This is a genomic window from Moritella sp. Urea-trap-13, assembly GCF_002836355.1.
Classification (GTDB): Bacteria; Pseudomonadota; Gammaproteobacteria; order Enterobacterales; family Moritellaceae; genus Moritella.
Genome location: NZ_PJCA01000039.1, coordinates 77336 through 94631 on the forward strand (window position 1 = coordinate 77336; position 17296 = coordinate 94631).

At 39.2% G+C, this 17296-nt stretch carries 15 protein-coding genes and 1 tRNA gene; 6 read left to right on the forward strand and 10 right to left on the reverse strand.

Annotated features, from left to right (window positions below):
* Window position 1 precedes the first annotated feature (1 nt).
* Window positions 2–1084, reverse strand: a complete 1083-nt coding sequence (locus tag CXF93_RS19265) for a methyl-accepting chemotaxis protein (protein ID WP_101064134.1) — start codon at window positions 1082–1084, stop codon at window positions 2–4.
* A 180-nt stretch (window positions 1085–1264) separates the two neighbouring features.
* On the opposite strand from CXF93_RS19265, the gene CXF93_RS19270 reads away from it, so the two are divergent.
* Together CXF93_RS19270 and CXF93_RS19275 are read left to right on the forward strand one after the other, a co-directional pair.
* Window positions 1265–1846 carry an alpha-ketoglutarate-dependent dioxygenase AlkB gene (locus CXF93_RS19270; protein WP_232784267.1) on the forward strand — a complete coding sequence of 194 codons (582 nt, stop codon included), beginning with the start codon at window positions 1265–1267 and terminating at the stop codon, window positions 1844–1846.
* 120 nt (window positions 1847–1966) lie between these two features.
* Window positions 1967–2674, forward strand: coding sequence for a spondin domain-containing protein (locus tag CXF93_RS19275; protein WP_101064136.1), 708 nt, complete (start codon window positions 1967–1969; stop codon window positions 2672–2674).
* A gap of 187 nt (window positions 2675–2861) precedes the next feature.
* Here CXF93_RS19275 and CXF93_RS19280 read toward each other — a convergent pair whose 3' ends face one another.
* Window positions 2862–3488, reverse strand: coding sequence for an outer membrane protein (locus CXF93_RS19280; RefSeq protein ID WP_101064137.1), 627 nt, complete (start codon window positions 3486–3488; stop codon window positions 2862–2864).
* 436 nt (window positions 3489–3924) lie between these two features.
* Between CXF93_RS19280 and CXF93_RS19285 the strand changes: the two genes are divergently transcribed.
* Window positions 3925–4893 (forward strand): NAD(P)-dependent oxidoreductase, encoded by a 969-nt coding sequence (locus tag CXF93_RS19285; protein WP_101064138.1) that lies wholly within the window; start codon window positions 3925–3927, stop codon window positions 4891–4893.
* Window positions 4894–5140: 247 nt separating this feature from the next.
* Here the strand turns inward: CXF93_RS19285 and CXF93_RS19290 are convergent, their stop codons facing one another.
* On the reverse strand, window positions 5141–6148 hold the full coding sequence (locus tag CXF93_RS19290; protein ID WP_101064139.1) for a DUF4382 domain-containing protein: 1008 nt from the start codon (window positions 6146–6148) through the stop codon (window positions 5141–5143).
* Window positions 6149–6817: 669 nt separating this feature from the next.
* Here CXF93_RS19290 and CXF93_RS19295 point away from each other — a divergent pair.
* The gene (locus CXF93_RS19295; protein WP_101064140.1) at window positions 6818–8335 is read left to right on the forward strand and encodes a diguanylate cyclase domain-containing protein; all 1518 of its coding nucleotides are present in this window, start codon (window positions 6818–6820) and stop codon (window positions 8333–8335) included.
* 530 nt (window positions 8336–8865) lie between these two features.
* Here CXF93_RS19295 and CXF93_RS22395 read toward each other — a convergent pair.
* The 5 genes from CXF93_RS22395 to CXF93_RS19315 form a co-directional block, all read right to left on the reverse strand.
* Complete coding sequence (locus CXF93_RS22395; RefSeq protein WP_255418853.1) at window positions 8866–8991, reverse strand: hypothetical protein; 126 nt, start codon at window positions 8989–8991, stop codon at window positions 8866–8868.
* Window positions 8992–8995: 4 nt separating this feature from the next.
* Entirely contained in the window at window positions 8996–9268 is a 273-nt protein-coding gene (locus tag CXF93_RS19300; RefSeq protein ID WP_232784268.1) for an Arm DNA-binding domain-containing protein, read from the reverse strand.
* A 52-nt stretch (window positions 9269–9320) separates the two neighbouring features.
* Complete coding sequence (locus tag CXF93_RS19305) at window positions 9321–10601, reverse strand: endonuclease/exonuclease/phosphatase family protein (protein WP_369832238.1); 1281 nt, start codon at window positions 10599–10601, stop codon at window positions 9321–9323.
* Window positions 10602–11166: 565 nt separating this feature from the next.
* Entirely contained in the window at window positions 11167–11637 is a 471-nt protein-coding gene (locus CXF93_RS19310; protein WP_101064142.1) for a hypothetical protein, read from the reverse strand.
* A gap of 579 nt (window positions 11638–12216) precedes the next feature.
* A tRNA-Leu gene (locus CXF93_RS19315) sits at window positions 12217–12301 on the reverse strand.
* A gap of 269 nt (window positions 12302–12570) precedes the next feature.
* Between CXF93_RS19315 and CXF93_RS19320 the strand changes: the two genes are divergently transcribed.
* Window positions 12571–13128: an RDD family protein gene (locus CXF93_RS19320; protein WP_101064143.1), complete on the forward strand. Its 558-nt coding sequence runs from the start codon at window positions 12571–12573 to the stop codon at window positions 13126–13128.
* A gap of 154 nt (window positions 13129–13282) precedes the next feature.
* On the opposite strand, the gene lptG is transcribed toward CXF93_RS19320, so the two are convergent.
* Both lptG and lptF read right to left on the reverse strand, forming a co-directional pair.
* Entirely contained in the window at window positions 13283–14350 is a 1068-nt protein-coding gene (lptG, locus tag CXF93_RS19325; RefSeq protein ID WP_101064144.1) for an LPS export ABC transporter permease LptG, read from the reverse strand.
* A complete protein-coding gene (gene lptF, locus CXF93_RS19330; RefSeq protein WP_101064145.1) occupies window positions 14343–15461 on the reverse strand; it encodes an LPS export ABC transporter permease LptF in 1119 nt (372 codons plus the stop codon). The genes lptG and lptF overlap by 8 nt, the downstream gene beginning before the upstream one ends.
* Before the next feature lie 195 nt (window positions 15462–15656).
* Between lptF and pepA the strand changes: the two genes are divergently transcribed.
* Window positions 15657–17180: a leucyl aminopeptidase gene (gene pepA / locus CXF93_RS19335; protein WP_101064146.1), complete on the forward strand. Its 1524-nt coding sequence runs from the start codon at window positions 15657–15659 to the stop codon at window positions 17178–17180.
* Window positions 17181–17296 lie beyond the last annotated feature (116 nt).

The window sequence follows — 17296 nt, forward strand, 5'->3', positions numbered from 1 at the left end:
GTTATCGTGATAGCTCATCAAGATTTTTCATCACCTTTTTACTCGCCTCTTCCATAGCAAATAAATGTTCAATTGCGCGTTTTTTTTCTCCGTTAAATATTAGAACTAAAGCCTCAACACCGTTTCTGTGTACTTCTCGATGTGGTTCATCTAATTTTTTAAACGCTGATGTATTACCATAATGTTCAGATCCAACACCTTGATACCATTTACCTAAACGGCACATAGTATGGTCAGTAAAATCATCAATTGACTTGTTACTAACACCTGATGCTACGGCATAAATCTCACCCTTCCAAACAATATGATCTAATTTTACAGTCTGAATAAAAGTACGTAATGAGGCATTGTTAATTGTTTGATTCATTGACGTGCAGTGGCTAACAATCGAGGTGTAATCATCATTTAATTTCTCGACACCACCTGATAATTGGCTATTACTATTTTGGATATCATTTACTGACCCGACGGTCTCAGATGTCGATGCGATAATACCATTCACTAATTCCGCCACCTCGTTTGCAGATGAATTAGTATTGTTTGCCAACGCTCTAACTTCATCCGCTACAACACTAAATCCTCTTCCAGCATCGCCAGCGCGCGCAGCTTCTATCGCAGCATTCAGCGCAAGTAAATTAGTCTGATCGGAAATTTTTGAAATCGTCGAAACAAAAGTACTTATACTTGCGGCCATTTGTGACAACCCGGAAATATTATCCGTCATCCCACCCATCTTATGGGTTAAACCTTGCATTTCAGATACTATATGTTTTAAAGAATGACTTGAAACATCCAATAACTCTTTGATGCTATCACTCGATTGGCTTTCTAATTCAATGGCTTGATACGAAGATAATACGGTTTCCCTAACCCCTTCAACATGATTGATACACTCAATAGTACATTGCAGCAGCATATGCTTAAATTCTACATCTGGATTATTCAATGTATTATCCAACTGCTCAGATAGCGCTTGGTTTTTTAACTCCAAATTTCTATTTTGCAATTTTAAATCATTAACTTGATCCTGCAAATCTGTATTTTTTTGAAACAGAAAACTATATTTTGATTGTAGAACAAACATCCGAACCTCATAAAATATATCGTAAAACCATAAAGATAGCCTTTATTATATATAGCCTTAGAGTTAAGGGAATAATTTAATACCAATAAGTGGGTATTAACCATAATATTGTTACGCCATCATAATTTAGCTAATATGATTTAAGTTTATTCTCTTTAAGCATTAGCGATGACGTCATCAATGAATCTGGAATTATTTTCTCGAGAACCACAGCAACAGATCTTACCTTATGATGGTGAAGCTTGGCTCTATCCCAATTTCTTTACCGAACTTGATTTGGCTGAACTTAATTCAAGCATTCAATGGCAAACACAGCAACTCTTTATGTATGGTCAATGGGTGGTACCAAAACGATTAGTGTGTCTATATACCAATGAAAAACACAGTGATAACAGCATGACCCATCCAATCTTAGATTGGCCGAAGTCACTGTTGCAGCTAGCAGATAAAATAACCGCAGTACATCGAGAAAAATTTAATGCGGTGTTATGTAATCTGTACCGTGATGGCAGTGATTATGTTGGTTGGCATAGTGATGATGAAAATAACATGGATCAGAGTTGTATCGCGTCCGTGAGTATTGGTGCTACACGTAGTTTCAAATTTCGCCATAAAACAACTAAAGAGCAAGTTGCTGTTGAACTAGAACAAGGCGATCTACTGCTAATGCGCTATTGCCAACAGCATTGGCATCACGCATTACCAAAGAGACTTAAAGTTGATACTCCCCGTATTAATTTAACGTTTAGGCGTATTATTTAAGTGTTATAATGCTTGCTACACTTTGCTATCTAAATATAAAAAATATCAAAGTGTGATAACTTTGTGATAACTATCTCCTATATTTTATATCATCAATATTTTATATAAATAGGAATAGATATGAGACGCTTACTTATCCCATTAGTATTAATCACCTTCTTTTTGAGTGCTTGTGACGACTCAAACACTTCATCTAACACTAATATAAATACCCAAGATGACGTAGTTTATGAACTCACGTTTACCTCGAACTGGAATGGCGCTAACTTTCCTACTAACTACCCCGCCAGCGCGCACTTTTCAGGTTTGATTGGTTTAACCCATAATAATCAGGTTGATATCTTTAAACGCTCCGAGCTTGCAACGCCAGGTATAATTACCGTGGCAGAGACCGGTGGTAAATCGGTCCTGATTGATGAAATAAATGTGCATATAGCGACAACAAACTCAGATAAAGCTATCGATGGCAGTGGTATACCGGCAGGTAGTTCAACGGTGTCACTGACATTTTCAGCCAATACTAACCACCCTTACCTGTCTATTGTATCAATGGTAGCTCCGAGCCCTGACTGGTTTATCGGTATTGATAGTTTTAATTTATATGAGAATGGCCAGTGGCAAGATAATGCTACATTCAATTTAAATGTTTATGATGCGGGTAGTGACAGTGCTGATACATTTACGGCTGCTGATAGTCCGCAAATGCCAAAAAGTGTAATCACATTATTAACCACAGATTCTGCTGATACGGATTTTCTGGCTGGTGTACATCGTGATAATGGAACATTTATTGGAACGATGACATTAAAAATCATTACTAAAAATTAACCCTCTATAAATTTATTAGTGAGTATTTTTAAAATATAACGTGAGAGGATATCGTCGCAGCTTTTCATTATCTCAAATATGGCAAAGCCTCAACATAAGTGGAGGCTTTGCCATTTAAATATGATACTTGGGAAAAACCGGAATCGCTGTACTTTTCGGAGCAGTGATAAGAGCATAATTCTTTTGCTCAAAATCTAAATCGAACATGAGCGCCGACGTTAGATGTATCTAGATCATCATTGAATCTAGCCGAATAAAAAGCACCAACGCCAACATTCTCAGTCAAATAATATGATAATTTAGTTGTCGAAATAGTTGTCATTAATGAGTCCGAAGAAGAGTCAGATATAACAACTTGTGTCACAGCTTCAAGTTTATCGGTAAAACCATACCGGAGTCCAAAATGAGCACCGATAGCGGTATTTTCATGGCTGTAATGTGCACTACGACTCGATTCTTCGACTCCTACCCAGTCAAATTCGAGTTCACCACCCAATACCAAATCGAATTTTTCAGTCAGTGGTACTCGATATAGTAAGCCTGCATTTGCGGCTAACACAGTCGTCGCATCATTTATTTCCTCCCCTGAAAATGAATACTTCATTATCACTTTTTCGCTAAGCATTAATTCACTACCGATAGAAATAAATACGGTATCGATATCTTTATCAGCAGATTCGTAAGTTTTATAGCCAACCTCTACTTCTGCGAAATTGTAATTAACAGGTGTGTTGTAAGCCCTATAATCAAGATTTAAACCTGCATTAGCTACGTTTGAAACCAGTAATGCACTTAATAATAATATCTTTTTCATCGAGCCCTGCTTGGTTTGATATAGATTCGTATTTATAAGGTAGATAAATTAACGAGGGAATTCATCGAATTAAAATACCACTAAATAGCTACCTAGACAATAAATTACATTTTCATCAAAGATATAGAATACAAATTATTTTATATTAACTCATCACAAGTGAGTTGAAGTCTAGATTAAGAGTAAGACTCAACATAAGTGAAGCTTTATCATTTACATATGCAGCCCGAGAGCGAACTTGACCCCCCCTCCTTTCGGAAGAGGACTTTTAATATCTTGAGATACCTTTTGCAGTAGTGGTAAATGCTAGGATCTTGTTGGATGTCCTTGTTCATGAGCAAGGCAAGAAAAAACACGATATAAGCCCAAAGACCTTTTATTCTTCCTATACTAAATACAGTACTTTTAACCGTAAGATGCTGATATAAGGAAGACAATGGCCTCTTTATTTGATGTTGCTCGCCGAGTGATAACTAAACTTGAAATTGTGAGTAAAACCCTCAGTCTGCGTAAAGTACGCGGGGAGGAACCGAGCTATTCACCCTCGTCGTTGCCTTTGCCAGATGCCGATACTCTTGTTGGAAAAACGGTGTTGATCAGCGGTGGGTCGCGGGGAATTGGTTTAGCCATTGCGACCGCATGTGCTAAGGCTGGCGCGAATGTGGTGATTGCAGCAAAAACCACGCTCCCACACCCTAAATTACCGGGCACCATTTATACCGCGGCGGAGGAAATTAATCAGGCTGGTGCAGGGCGAGCAATAGCTATTCAGCTTGATGTACGTGATGAAATAGCGGTACAACGCGTGGTCGATGAGGCTGTTGCTGAGTTCGGTGGTATCGATATTTTAATCAACAATGCCAGTGCGATCCATCTAGATCAGGTTGAACATACGCCCGTGAAAAAGTTTGATTTGATGTTTTCTATTAATGTCAGAGGGACATTTTTACTGACACAGGCCTGTTTACCACATCTACGCCGTAGCCAACATGCCCACGTAGTGACCTTGTCTCCACCGATCAATCTCGACCCTAAATGGTTTAAACAATACGGCACATACACCACGTCGAAATATGCTATGTCATTATTGAGTCTGTCATTTTCAGAAGAGTTCTCTGCCGATGATATTGCCGTGAGTTCGTTGTGGCCGAAAACAGCGATCGCAACATCCGCGGTCGAAAACATGATGGTGGGAAAATTGATTGAAGGGAGCTGTCGCAAACCAAGCATCATGGCGGATGCGTGTCTTGCGTTGATTAGCCAGTTACCTTCAAACCATCAGAATGGCTTTTATGTTGATGAAGATGTGTTACGAGATCAAGGTATTAAAGATTTCGATGCATACAGCTGCCATCCGGGTAAACCGTTACAACGGGATTTCTTTCTAGATGATGACCCACAATAGCCGTGCTTTCTCAGTGCTGATCAATAAATAAAAGCCCGTTGACGGCTTGGTCACCTCTAATGGTGGCCAAAATTAGTTGACCACTACAGCTAGATACAACAAAGCCCAAGCTAATAAAGTCTATTTCATGATGAGATAGCATCTATCAAGTAAAGCAAATAAAAATACCGACACACTCTTCTTAAATTACATTTAAAATCTAAAAAATAGCAGTCGGTATTCTTTTATTACACCATCAAACTAGTGCTTAGAAGTCACGCTCAGTCGTTTCACCGTTAATAACTATCACATTTTGTTCCGCTACATGCAGGAAAAAAGCTGGATAATCCTCAGGGGTATTCGGTAACTCGGGATCATCATGTTGAGTTGTACAGGTATAGCCTAAGCTATAGTTATTGGCAACGACAAAACCAAATTCATAGTCATTGCTAATGACTTGACCATTATCATCAACCACAGGGTTGACTCTAGCTGCTGCAATAGGCGCAACCTTAGTTAACTCACCAGCGGCATCACGAAAATCATCCATATTGTCTAACGCGGTCGCTTCTGGATATAAATACACCGCAGAGCTAAATTCAGAGCTACCAAATGTAGCGGCTTTTGCTTCACATTCTGCAATGAGTGCAGCAGGCACACTACCAGCAATAGCACCTACATCTGCAGTATTTACCAGCTGCACAGAGGTGGGTTTTAAGGTCCAGTAATTTTTATTACCTTTTGGTCCTTGCAAACCTTTTTGTAAATCAAATTCAGCTACAAAACTGTTATTACCCGCAGCTATAGTGAAAGTTTTATTAAAGAACAAGCGGCCAGTATTGTCATCATCCGCGCCTACCCCTCCACAACTGCCGTTACTGTTGGTCGTTAAACCGGCAGTAGCACCATCCATTTTTTGCACATATGAGCTATCGGGATTTACGACTTCACTGTTTTCCATGTAAATACACATTTGGTATTCACCTACAGTGACATCTTGGCCACTTACCAGTGTTTCAACTGCAGAGCCTTGAAACTTTAATAAATCGACTTGCTTTAATTCGCCGTCATCGGAAACATCAAATGAAATACTGCCAGCATCATTTTTTAGCACTACTTGCTTAAACGCAATCATAACCTTTTCTGCATCTGCAGGATTATCTGAAACCCCTAAGTTAAACTTACCAGTTTCAATGTTAGAAGAATCATCATTACTGCCACAGGCGCTTAATAATCCAATGGTGGACAGAAGAAGAGCGATTTTTGAAAATTTCATATAGCACCAATGTTAATATTTGAATGTCGAGATATGACATCAAAAACAGCGTATTGTTCTAAGTTATAAGCGCTGACCAAGGTAACACCAGCCTATTACCTAAATGGTTTTTATCAAAAGTGATTTATTTCAATTAATTAATGCAAAGCAATCGGATGCGATAGTCAATAAAAATAAATTTTTAGCGATACCAAAATAGAGTGTATTTACTCTAAATTTAAAGATAAATTTAAAGATAAATTTAAGAAACACCAATGCCAGATACAACAAAGCCCCAACGTTAGTCTGAGGCTTCATGACTTAAATATGGTGCCCGAGACGTCAATAACATCAGCAGAGTAAAAAATTTAGGAGACCACGATTAAGGCTAACGAACTATTTACCCCTTTTCTCCCTCGTTTATGGGGTATAGATCAAAGGAGATTGGCGATATCATTGGAGTAATAAGGTTATTTATTGTGTTAGAAATCAATACATAATAATCTCAACTATACTGATCGCAATCTACACCATATTGATTGTAATACATACCATTAGTAATAATATACTGACAAGTGTCGACCTGATACTTTGACCTTGTCTGATAACATTTTTACTTTGGACCTCTAGGTCTGTTAATAAAATGCTTTAGTTCGTCAACACACATGATCTTATCGGGAGTTATAGTTAATGTCTGCTGATCAAACTTATTATTTAACGATTGCATTAATCAATATCATTTTAGCTTTTGCCGGTACACGGATTAATGACACAGAAGGAAAGACCCAGTCTATTCCGTTTTTGATCGGCTCATTTTTAGCATTCGCCATAAGCTGGTTTTTATATTCTTTAGAATTAAATATTTTTATCGAAGTCACATCCACAATATTATCAACAGTATTTGTATGGGGTATAACAGTTTTTAGTTTTAAACGCTGTGAAGTTAAAACACCATGGCGACTGATTAGCTGTTTATTTTTAGCCAACATCACAATTCAAACTTTTTTTACCATCGAACACAATATAAACTATGTATTACATACCGCGAGTATATTCACTCCGATTGCTTTTTGTTTAAGCGGGCATCTGTTCCTAAAAAAGAAAGCAGATAGAAGCCCTTCAGATATTATCGTTGCATACGCCTATTTTTCTCTGACCGCAGTAGTTATCACCCGCTCAATACTTTTAGAAACTTCGTCAGCGCTATTTAGCCTTACAATGGCTTCTTCTCAGATTATATGGCCTATTTTTTCGGTAATTTTAGGTGTTTTTTTCTTGTTGAGTTTCACCGAAGAAGCACAAAAAAAATTAACCACAGAGGTTATCACAGACACACTGACCGGATTGTTTAACCGTCGCATGTTCGATGAGCAATTTAAACGGTTATTACCCACTCTATCGCGCGATAAACATTTTGGTGCTTTAATATATCTTGATTTAGATGGATTTAAATCTGTAAATGACGAGTATGGACATAACATCGGCGATAAAGTGCTTCTTGAATTTGGGTCTAGACTTAACCAATCATCACGAGGCAAAGAAGTCATCGCCAGAATAGGAGGCGACGAGTTTGTTCTCTTAGTTGAAAACGCAGGACAAGATCGAACGACCGCTCATCAGAGCGCGCTAGGTCTAGCGCAACGGATACAGAGCTTGATGAAAGAGCCTATAAACATTGATGGACTAATGTTACAAATTGACTGTAGCATTGGCATCCACATTTTAACACCAGACGCAAAAAATGTACCTTTAGAAGTCAAGGCAGCTGATGCAGCAATGTATCAAGCCAAAAAAGATCAACACCACCGCATCGTCTTTTCTGACAATTTGAACAAGCCTAGATACAATATTCTCAACATAGGTATCGTGGAGATTGATCGTGAGCATCAGAACATAGATAACCTGCTCAACTCATTGCTTGAAAAAAAAACCGACCTAACCACTGGCTTTCCATTCTTAATTAAAATGGTCGATCTACACTTTAAAAACGAGGTAAAGATCAGCAAACGGCTCCGGCTAAACTTTAGCAAAGAGCACCATCTTCATCATACCTATCTCCTCGATTCATTAAAAAAAATCGGTCTAAAAGAAAGTGAACATGTAATTCGAGAACATTTACTGATGTTCATTAAGCTTCTTGAAGAACATATTAAAAAATACGATCGTAATTTAAATATAGAGGTCGTAGAAATTAAGAAAATGGGATAAATTTTTCTTAATGGTAATTACCCCCTACAATAAGTACTTCTAGCGATAATCAGTTACGAAGAAATGATGCAGCGACATTCAGCATTAATGAGTTCACCAAATTCCCCATACCGATTCCAAAGGACAGGAAAGACTTGGAGCCAATGAGGCTGCCTTGCACACAGGTTCTGCATGCGAAAGTACCGGATATGGACAAGAGCAAATTTATAAGGGTAATAAGATTAGTTTATTGGAGAGTATTTTAAAGGATATAGCGTAAGGAAATACGAGGTAAGCTTTTCATTATGCCAGATACAACAAAGCCCCAACTTTCGTTGAGGCTCTATTACTTAAATATGGTGCCCGAGGGCGGACTTGAACCGCCACTCCTTTCGAAATAAGATTTTGAATTCCTTGAGACGCCTTTACAGTAGTGATAAATACTAGGATCTTGTTGGATATTCTTGTCCATTATTTGGGATTTCGTTGGATCTAACTGGCTACCAATATGCACAGGGATGGGATGGCAGAGCTTCCTGAATCGCTTCTCATCAATACCCAGTTTTCTTACGACGTTTGCTCAGTAGTAAGTAGCTATCGTAGAAGAATGATTTAACCGTTGGATAATCAACTTGATTGTCACGTTCTGCTTTCGGGTCAATCCCATCCGCGATCATGCTTTTATACTTTCTGGCTACCTTTTCTTGCTTGGTTAATATCGATATCGGGGAATCTACCGATAGTGATACTGCATTTACGCCCGTTAAACTTATAACGTAATAGAAATCGTTTATTACCTGTTTTACCGGATAGGCATTTCAAACCGATGATTTCTGTATCGGATACTTCGAGTTCTGTTGATGATGAATTTGCTGAGTTGGATGGTAGGGATTTTAGATTGGCATTGGTGAATTTGAATTTCTTGGTGGTGATGTCAGTGCTATTAACTATCATGATTAATACCTTGTCTAGTTAGGGATACAAGGTATTAATATGTTCTTTAGGATTATTTTAGATTAACTTTAATCCAAGTCATGCGGTGATCTGAAGAAACGTCTTTGCCATTACCATATAACCCAATACGAGCATCATCGAATAACTTACGACCTTCCTCGTAAGATGCAGACCAATAGACACCAGTATCAATAACATCCAAGTTTGCAGAAGGTATAGCGTAATCAACACCTAATCCAAATGTTGAAGAAATTCGATTTGGTTTTGGGTGATCGCTTGATTTATCTACTGCATATTCTGATGCACCAAAGCTAGTAGGATATAACTCACCATTCATCACGCTTTGGTTAACCAAGTCATTATCATGAAGTGTTTGCATTACCGCCATTTCACCATCACCAGCAACTGGATCTAGGTTTTGATCACCCATAATGACAAACTTAGCACCGTCAGCTAACCCACCAGTAAGACCAGAATCATCATAAAAGAACTCTTTACCTTGAATATATTGATTCCAAAACTTAATTTCTGCTGCATTTTGCGCTTTATTTTTACCTGTATCGAACACTGGAGGTGTTGGATGAGACATTAGAAGGTGAATAACCTCTTCACCATTCGCTGTTGGAATAATGATTGGTGCATCTACATGGTTCTTAGAAGAAATACGAACTTGCTCCCATTCTTCCGCTGAATACCATTCATCGCCACAACTCATACCAACAGGAATTGGTTGTGAACCGTCACAAACAGTAATAGTTGGGATTTGTTCATTTTCAAGATCTTTCCATTTAAATTTCTGGAAAGCACGTGTATTTTTGGTATCAATTTCGTATTGCGACATCAGCGCAAACGCATATTTACCATGATACTGACCAAACCCCCAATCATCACCTAAGCCTCCAATCGTACCGTCATTATCTAGATCAAGACCACTAGCTAGACCCGTATTTGTTGAATAAGACTCAAAATAAGAGAATACTATAGGTTCTAGGTTTGCTCCTCCACCTGCACCATCAATGCTCTGTGCTACAGATAAGTAGTTGTCTTGAAAACCGATAAGTGCAGTCTTATCTTCACCAGTTCCGTCATTGTTGAACTCTGCCATCATAAGAATATTTGGGCGATTTTTCTGGATAACAGCTGCAACATTACGAATTTGGATAATCTTCTCTGCGATTTCTTTATCAGCAGCCTCAATTGAGCCGTCTAGATAAGCCGTAACAAGTTCTTTTTGTTTTGCAGGTAAAACTTGCATTTCAGCAACAAGTTCTTCGAATGTAAGACGGTCAAATGACAGGTTATAAGCTGCAATTTTAACTTCGACTGGTTGCACTGGAGTATCCGTATAGTTTATATCATTACAACCAAAAAGAATGGCAGAACTAACCACTAAAGCTAATTTAGAAAGTGTTTTCATCGGGATTACTTATTATTTAGAATAATTACACCAATAGTACATAAACCAATACACAATAAATACGATATAAATCTCATATTAGCAATTACTTATGTGTTGAATTCACAGAATCTTAATAGCTTCATCAACTTGGTTAGAGTGGAAAACTAAAGTCAAATCAACCGTTGGATAATCAACTTGATTGATATCGGTGTCAGATACTTCGAGTTCTGTTGATGATGAATTTGCGGGGTTGGATGGTCTGAATTTTAGATTGGTATTGGTGAATTTTAATTTTTTAGTGGTGATGGGATTGGGGGTGTTGGATGCTGTGTTGCTGTGTTGCTGTGTTGCTGTGTTGCTGTGTTGCTGGTCATATTAATACCTCGTCTGGTTAGGGATACAAGGTATTAATATGTTTTTAAAGATGAGTTAGATACGTTAACTACTAGGTAATAACACCGCTCTAATTAAGTATTCCTATTCTACTACTTATTGGGATTTATAGGTACGTAGGAACACAATCAGCTAAACGCTGAACCATGTTATTAACTTTTACTGTAGCATTAGTGTAATAGTTATCAATGCCATTATTTCCAGAATTAGCATTTGCATTTCTATCACCCCATTTGTTAGTAACACTTTGAGGTTTAAATATTCCAGTCTTGCCGTCAAACCTTACCGTTGCTCTAAATGGAAAATTGTACACTGCACCGTATGATTCAAAATTTTGACGGTCAGAATAAACAAAAGCTATTGAATTATTTTTTTCGCTTTGGAATGTAAACAATTGGCCAGTAAGCGGGGCTGTAACATTATCTAATACACACTGCTGCGCTGCATTATACAACTCCTCCGGGTTAGCACTTGAATTAACTTTTTTAGGGGCCAATTCAACATGTGGCAACAATGGCACCATTGTTGCGCAACCGGTCATAGACAATATTGATGCAGCCAGTATTAATTTTTTCATTTTATGAAGTTTCCTTTAGCTTTCAACTCCCGCATAAATGATTTATTTACTTATTAATTACACAGGGTATATATATTATTATTTTTATAACATTTACTAATATGTTCAGCTATTCATCAGAGTTCAAATATAATTTTGTGACTCAGAGATTGATGGCTAGCGAAGTGTTATATTATCATTTTAGATAAAGCACATGTTATAGAATATCAAATGTAGTCTCTATTATATCTATGAGTAAAAGCGTTTTGACTCACGATGTAAGACTAAGACCGGAGCAGGACAGTAATCTCACCCAACCTAACACCATGCTAATACTGCCAGTTAAAACCACCAGCAAAACTAACAATCTTCAAAGTACAGGACGGTGTTGGATCCATTAGGATTTTGTGAGATTCCCTTGCGCACAGATTCTGCATGCGAAAGTACCGGATATGGACAGGAGTTAATTTCTAAGGGTAATAACGTGAGTTTATTAAAGAGTATTTTTAGGGGTATGACTTAAGGAAATACGAGGTAAGCTTTTGATTGTGCTAGAAACAACAAAGCCCCAGCGTTAACTGAGGCTTCATTACTTAAATATGGTGCCCGAGGGCGGACTTGAACCGCCACTCCTTTCGGAAGAGGATTTTGAATCCACCGCGTCTACCGATTTCACCACTCGGGCATAGCTCAGTATTATACATAGCAAACGATCCCAAGCAAGGCGTTTTTGATAATACTAAAAACAACTGTTCAAAATTAAAGCAAAGTGCAGTTTAAAAGCATCAGACAGTAACCTAATCGATAATCAACGCCTTAGATATCAGTACTGTTTCCCTTGCACTCTGTCAGTCGCTGTCCACCAGCACAGACTATTTATCACTACCAAGGGCATTTTTTTTGCTACACTGTTGCCACTTTCGAGATAACCCTGAAGACATGGCTGGATTCATAATGGCGAAGAAAAACAAACTCAGAAAACCAAAACACACCTCTGCAACTGAAGCAGGCGAAACAGCATCAATTGCCAAGTTTGGCCCGCGTATCGGTGCGCTTGTCTATGATGCATTAATTGTAATTGGTATCGCAGCAGTTGCGAGTGCGGTAGGACTTGGTATTGCAGAAGCACTAATTGCATCAGGTATTGTCGATATTGCTGGCCGTTATGTTGATACTGCGGCATATGCAGGTCATCAAATTTGGTTCGCACTACTGGTATGGGGCTCTGTATGTGGCTTCTATCTGTGGTTTTGGACTCACGGCGGTCAAACCGTTGGTATGCGCGCTTGGCGTTTACGTGTACAAAATGCCGATGGCAGCGCCATTAGCTTAACCCAAGCACTTATTCGTCTGGCAACAGCAGCGTGTGGCTTAGGTAACTTACAAGTACCGTTTGATATGAAGAACCGCGCCTTTCAAGATCACTGGTCGAACTGTAATGTATTACGTTTAAGCAAAGAGCAAAACGGTTCATTATTACGTTATGCCGACAAGCTGAAACAGAAAAAATAATCGACTTATCTCTGCTTAACACCATGCAGAGTCGATAAGCAGAAACAAAAATGGCAACCAATTGGTTGCCATTTTTTATCGCTAAGCTTTATAGCTAAACTATCAACTAAACTATCAACTAAACTATCAACTAAACTATCAGCAAAGCCATCACCTAGCCATGTTTCCTTAACTGCACTATCGCAATCAAGGTAAAGAGCGCACTGGGGACCACCGCCCCAAGAAACGGCGGTAGCGAATACACTAAACTAATCGGCCCGAAGGTTTCACTGGCAAGGTAGAAAGTAAAACCAGCAACAACCCCCATCAAGATACGTGCGCCCATGGTAACCGTTCGCAGCGGTCCAAATACAAAAGACAACGCCAACAACACCATCACGCCAATCGATAACGGCTGGAATATTTTACGCCAAAAAGCCAACTCATAACTTGCTGCATCCTGCTTATTACTGTCTAAATAAGTAATATAAGAATACAAACCTGATATTGATAAATCTTCCGGATCAATCGTTACTACATCTAGTTTTTCCGGTGTCAGGGTCGAATCCCAGCGTTGTGAAGCCTTTTCAGTGACGGTAATACTTTCACGTTTGAAATCAGTAATTTTAAGTCCGGTTAACTGCCAGTACTTGTCTGCATACACTGCTTTATCGGCCTGTGTGGTTTTAACTAAACGCTGATTATCGGCAAATTCATAAATGGTGACATTATGTAATTCACTGCCATTATTGACGTTACCGATATTAATAAAGTTCTCTTTATCCTTTGCCCAGACCCCTTTTTGCGCCCGTATGATCGATTGACCAGAAATAGATTCACCACGTAGCTCAGCTGATTTTTGTTCTGTATAAGGGGCTACATATTCCCCCATCAACATCACTATAATCATCATAGGTATCGCCGTTTTCATTGCTGAAAGCACAATTTTAAAACGTGACTGACCAGCGGCTTGAATGACCACTAATTCAGACGAACTCGCCAGCGCCCCTAAACCAATTAGCGCGCCTAATAAGGCCGCCATCGGAAAGAAGATGGTGATTTCGCGTGGCATTTTCAGCATCACAAAAATGAGTGCTTCAACTAAACCGTAAGTGCCACGGCCAACAGCGCGTAACTGCTCAACGTATTTGATCACCGCAGATAAACCAACCAAGGTAAACAAACAGATCATAGTGGCAAATAAAATAGCCTTACCAATATAGATATCTAAAATTTTAAGCACTGTTGTTACCTCGAGATAAACGTAGTTTTAGCTTATGTACGGCATGGTGATACCAAGAGAAATTGGCCAGATTAAACCACACGGCCAAGGTCAGCACCCCGAGATGGACGATCCAGAAGCCAAATGCTAATGGTAATTTCTCATCTAAAATGGCAGAACGCGCAGCACTCAATAACATGAAGTAGGTTAAAAACATTAACAGCGCAGGGAACAATTTCGCATAACGACCTTGACGTGGATTAACCATCGCCAGCGGTACCACTAATAATGTCAACAGCGGAATAGCGACAACTTGGGCAATACGCCATTGCAGTTCAACCTTGTGTTCAAATTCATTGGAGTTCCATAACTCTGATGTTGGTAACGCTTTGGTTTTACGACCACGCTCACTCACATCTTGCTCTTGAATTAATACCCGATAAGCACTGAAATCAACGATACGAAAATCGGGTTGAGATAACTCACCTTCATAACGCAGGCCTTGGCTCAATTTCAGCCATTGTGAGCCCTGTTTTCCCGATTCCACATTACCTTTATCGGCAAGTACTACCGACGGGCGTTCGCCTTCTTGTGACGGTGATTTAGCGATAAATATTTTACGCAGTACTTTATCACTGTCATAAGATTCGACGTAGACCACAGCTCGACCACCATCAAGCGACTCAAAACGGCCTTGTTTTAGGGTCGCTAAACCTGCGTCGGCATCGACATTTTCTAATAATTGTACCCGACCTTCTTCTGCGGTAGGTGCGTAGACAAACGCGTTAAAAGCCACCAGCCCTATGGTCACTGTAGATAATAACAACGATGACATCAGAATTCGACTTGGGGTATAACCGCAAGCCGTTAAAATCACCATCTCACTTTCAGCATACAATCGCCCATGCGCAAACAAAATACCAATGAACAAGCTCACCGGTAAAATTAATGTGCCCAACGCTGGCATGGTATACAGCAGCATCTCCATCACTAAATTAGCGGGTAAAGCACCTGTCATTACCTTCGAGAGCAGCGCAACAAACTGCTGGCTCACAAAGATAAGTGATAAGATGAATAACACAGCGATCTGTGATTTCACTGTTTCAGCAAATAAATATCGGAAAATTATCACTTAAAACCTATATTAGACTAATGTTTTGTATGAAATGCAGCTCATAATTAGGTAGACTCAGCTACAAAGGCAGTATAAATAGTTAACTGCACACCCATTTTATCTGAAAATGTTTAGTTTTTGATTAACTAAATACGTATAACCCCCTATTATGTTATAAATATTTGATTTTGTCTTTAGGAAACCGGAGAGTCCATGGAGTTCAATGTAAAAAGTGGTAGCCCTGAGAAGCAACGCAGTGCTTGTGTTGTTGTCGGAGTGTTTGAACCACGTCGTTTATCGCCTGCAGCAGAACAACTTGATAAGATCAGTGACGGCTATTTAAGTTCCCTACTTCGTCGCGGAGATATCGAAGGTAAACCAGGCCAAGTATTACTACTTCACCATGTACCCAATGTACTAAGCGAACGTGTATTATTAGTTGGCTGTGGTAAAGAACGCGAATTAGATGAGCGTCAGTATAAGCAAATCATCAAAAAGACAATGGACACCTTGAACGAAACCGGTTCTATGGAAGCTGTTTGTTTCCTACCTGAACTTAATGTTAAAGGTCGCGATACCTATTGGAAGATCCGCTTTGCCGTTGAAACCGCACGCGAAAGTCGCTACCGTTTCGATCAGCTAAAAAGCAACAAAGAAGAAACCCGTCGTCCACTACGTAAAATGGTGTTCAACGTAACTTCGCGTCGCGACTTACCAACAAGTGAAAAAGCCATTGCTCATGGTTTAGCAGTAGCCAGTGGTATGCGTCTATGTAAAGACGTCGCAAACATGCCGCCAAATATCTGTAATCCTGTTTACCTTGCAAATCAAGCGCGCCAACTATCTGATGAAAGTGACAAAGTTACTGTACAGATTTTAGGTGAGCCTGAAATGAAAGAATTAAAAATGGAATCTTACCTTGCTGTATCTCAAGGTTCAGCAAATGAAGCTAAGATGTCTATTATTCATTACCAAGGTAATCCAGATAAAGATGCAAAACCGATTGTCTTAATTGGTAAAGGTCTGACGTTCGATTCAGGTGGTATTTCATTGAAACCAGGCGCAGGCATGGACGAAATGAAATATGACATGGGTGGTGCAGCAGGCGTACTTGGTGCAATGAAATCATTGGCTAAACTAGACTTACCACTTAATGTTATCGGTATTCTAGCGGGCTGTGAAAACATGCCAGGCAGTAATGCTTACCGTCCAGGTGACATTCTCACCACAATGTCAGGTCAAACAGTTGAAGTATTAAATACCGATGCTGAAGGCCGTTTAGTATTATGTGACGTATTAACCTATGTTGAACGTTTTGATCCAGAACTTGTAATTGACGTAGCAACCTTAACCGGTGCTTGTGTTGTTGCGCTTGGTCATCACATCACAGGTTTATTATCGACGCATAACCCACTAGCACATGAATTATTGAATGCATCAGATCAAGCAGCAGATAAAGCATGGCGTCTACCAATCACTGACGACTTCCAAGAACAAATTGAAAGTCCATTTGCTGATTTAGCAAATATTGGAGGCCCTGGTGGCGGTACGATCACTGCAGCATGTTTCTTATCACGCTTTACTAAGAAGTATAACTGGGCGCATTTAGATATCGCCGGTACTGCTTGGGTAAGTGGTAAAAACAAAGGTTCAACAGGTCGTCCAGTGCCTATGTTGACGCAGTTCTTGCTTAACCGTACAGAGCGTAGTGAAGTACAACAAGCTGACGAATCATAATTACATTCACGTTATGAGTATGTAAAAAGATCGCGTTATGAATATGTAAAAGGTCGCTGTTGCGGCCTTTTTTAGTTTCTGAGAAAGAATAACCCTGCTGTATATCCAGATATTAC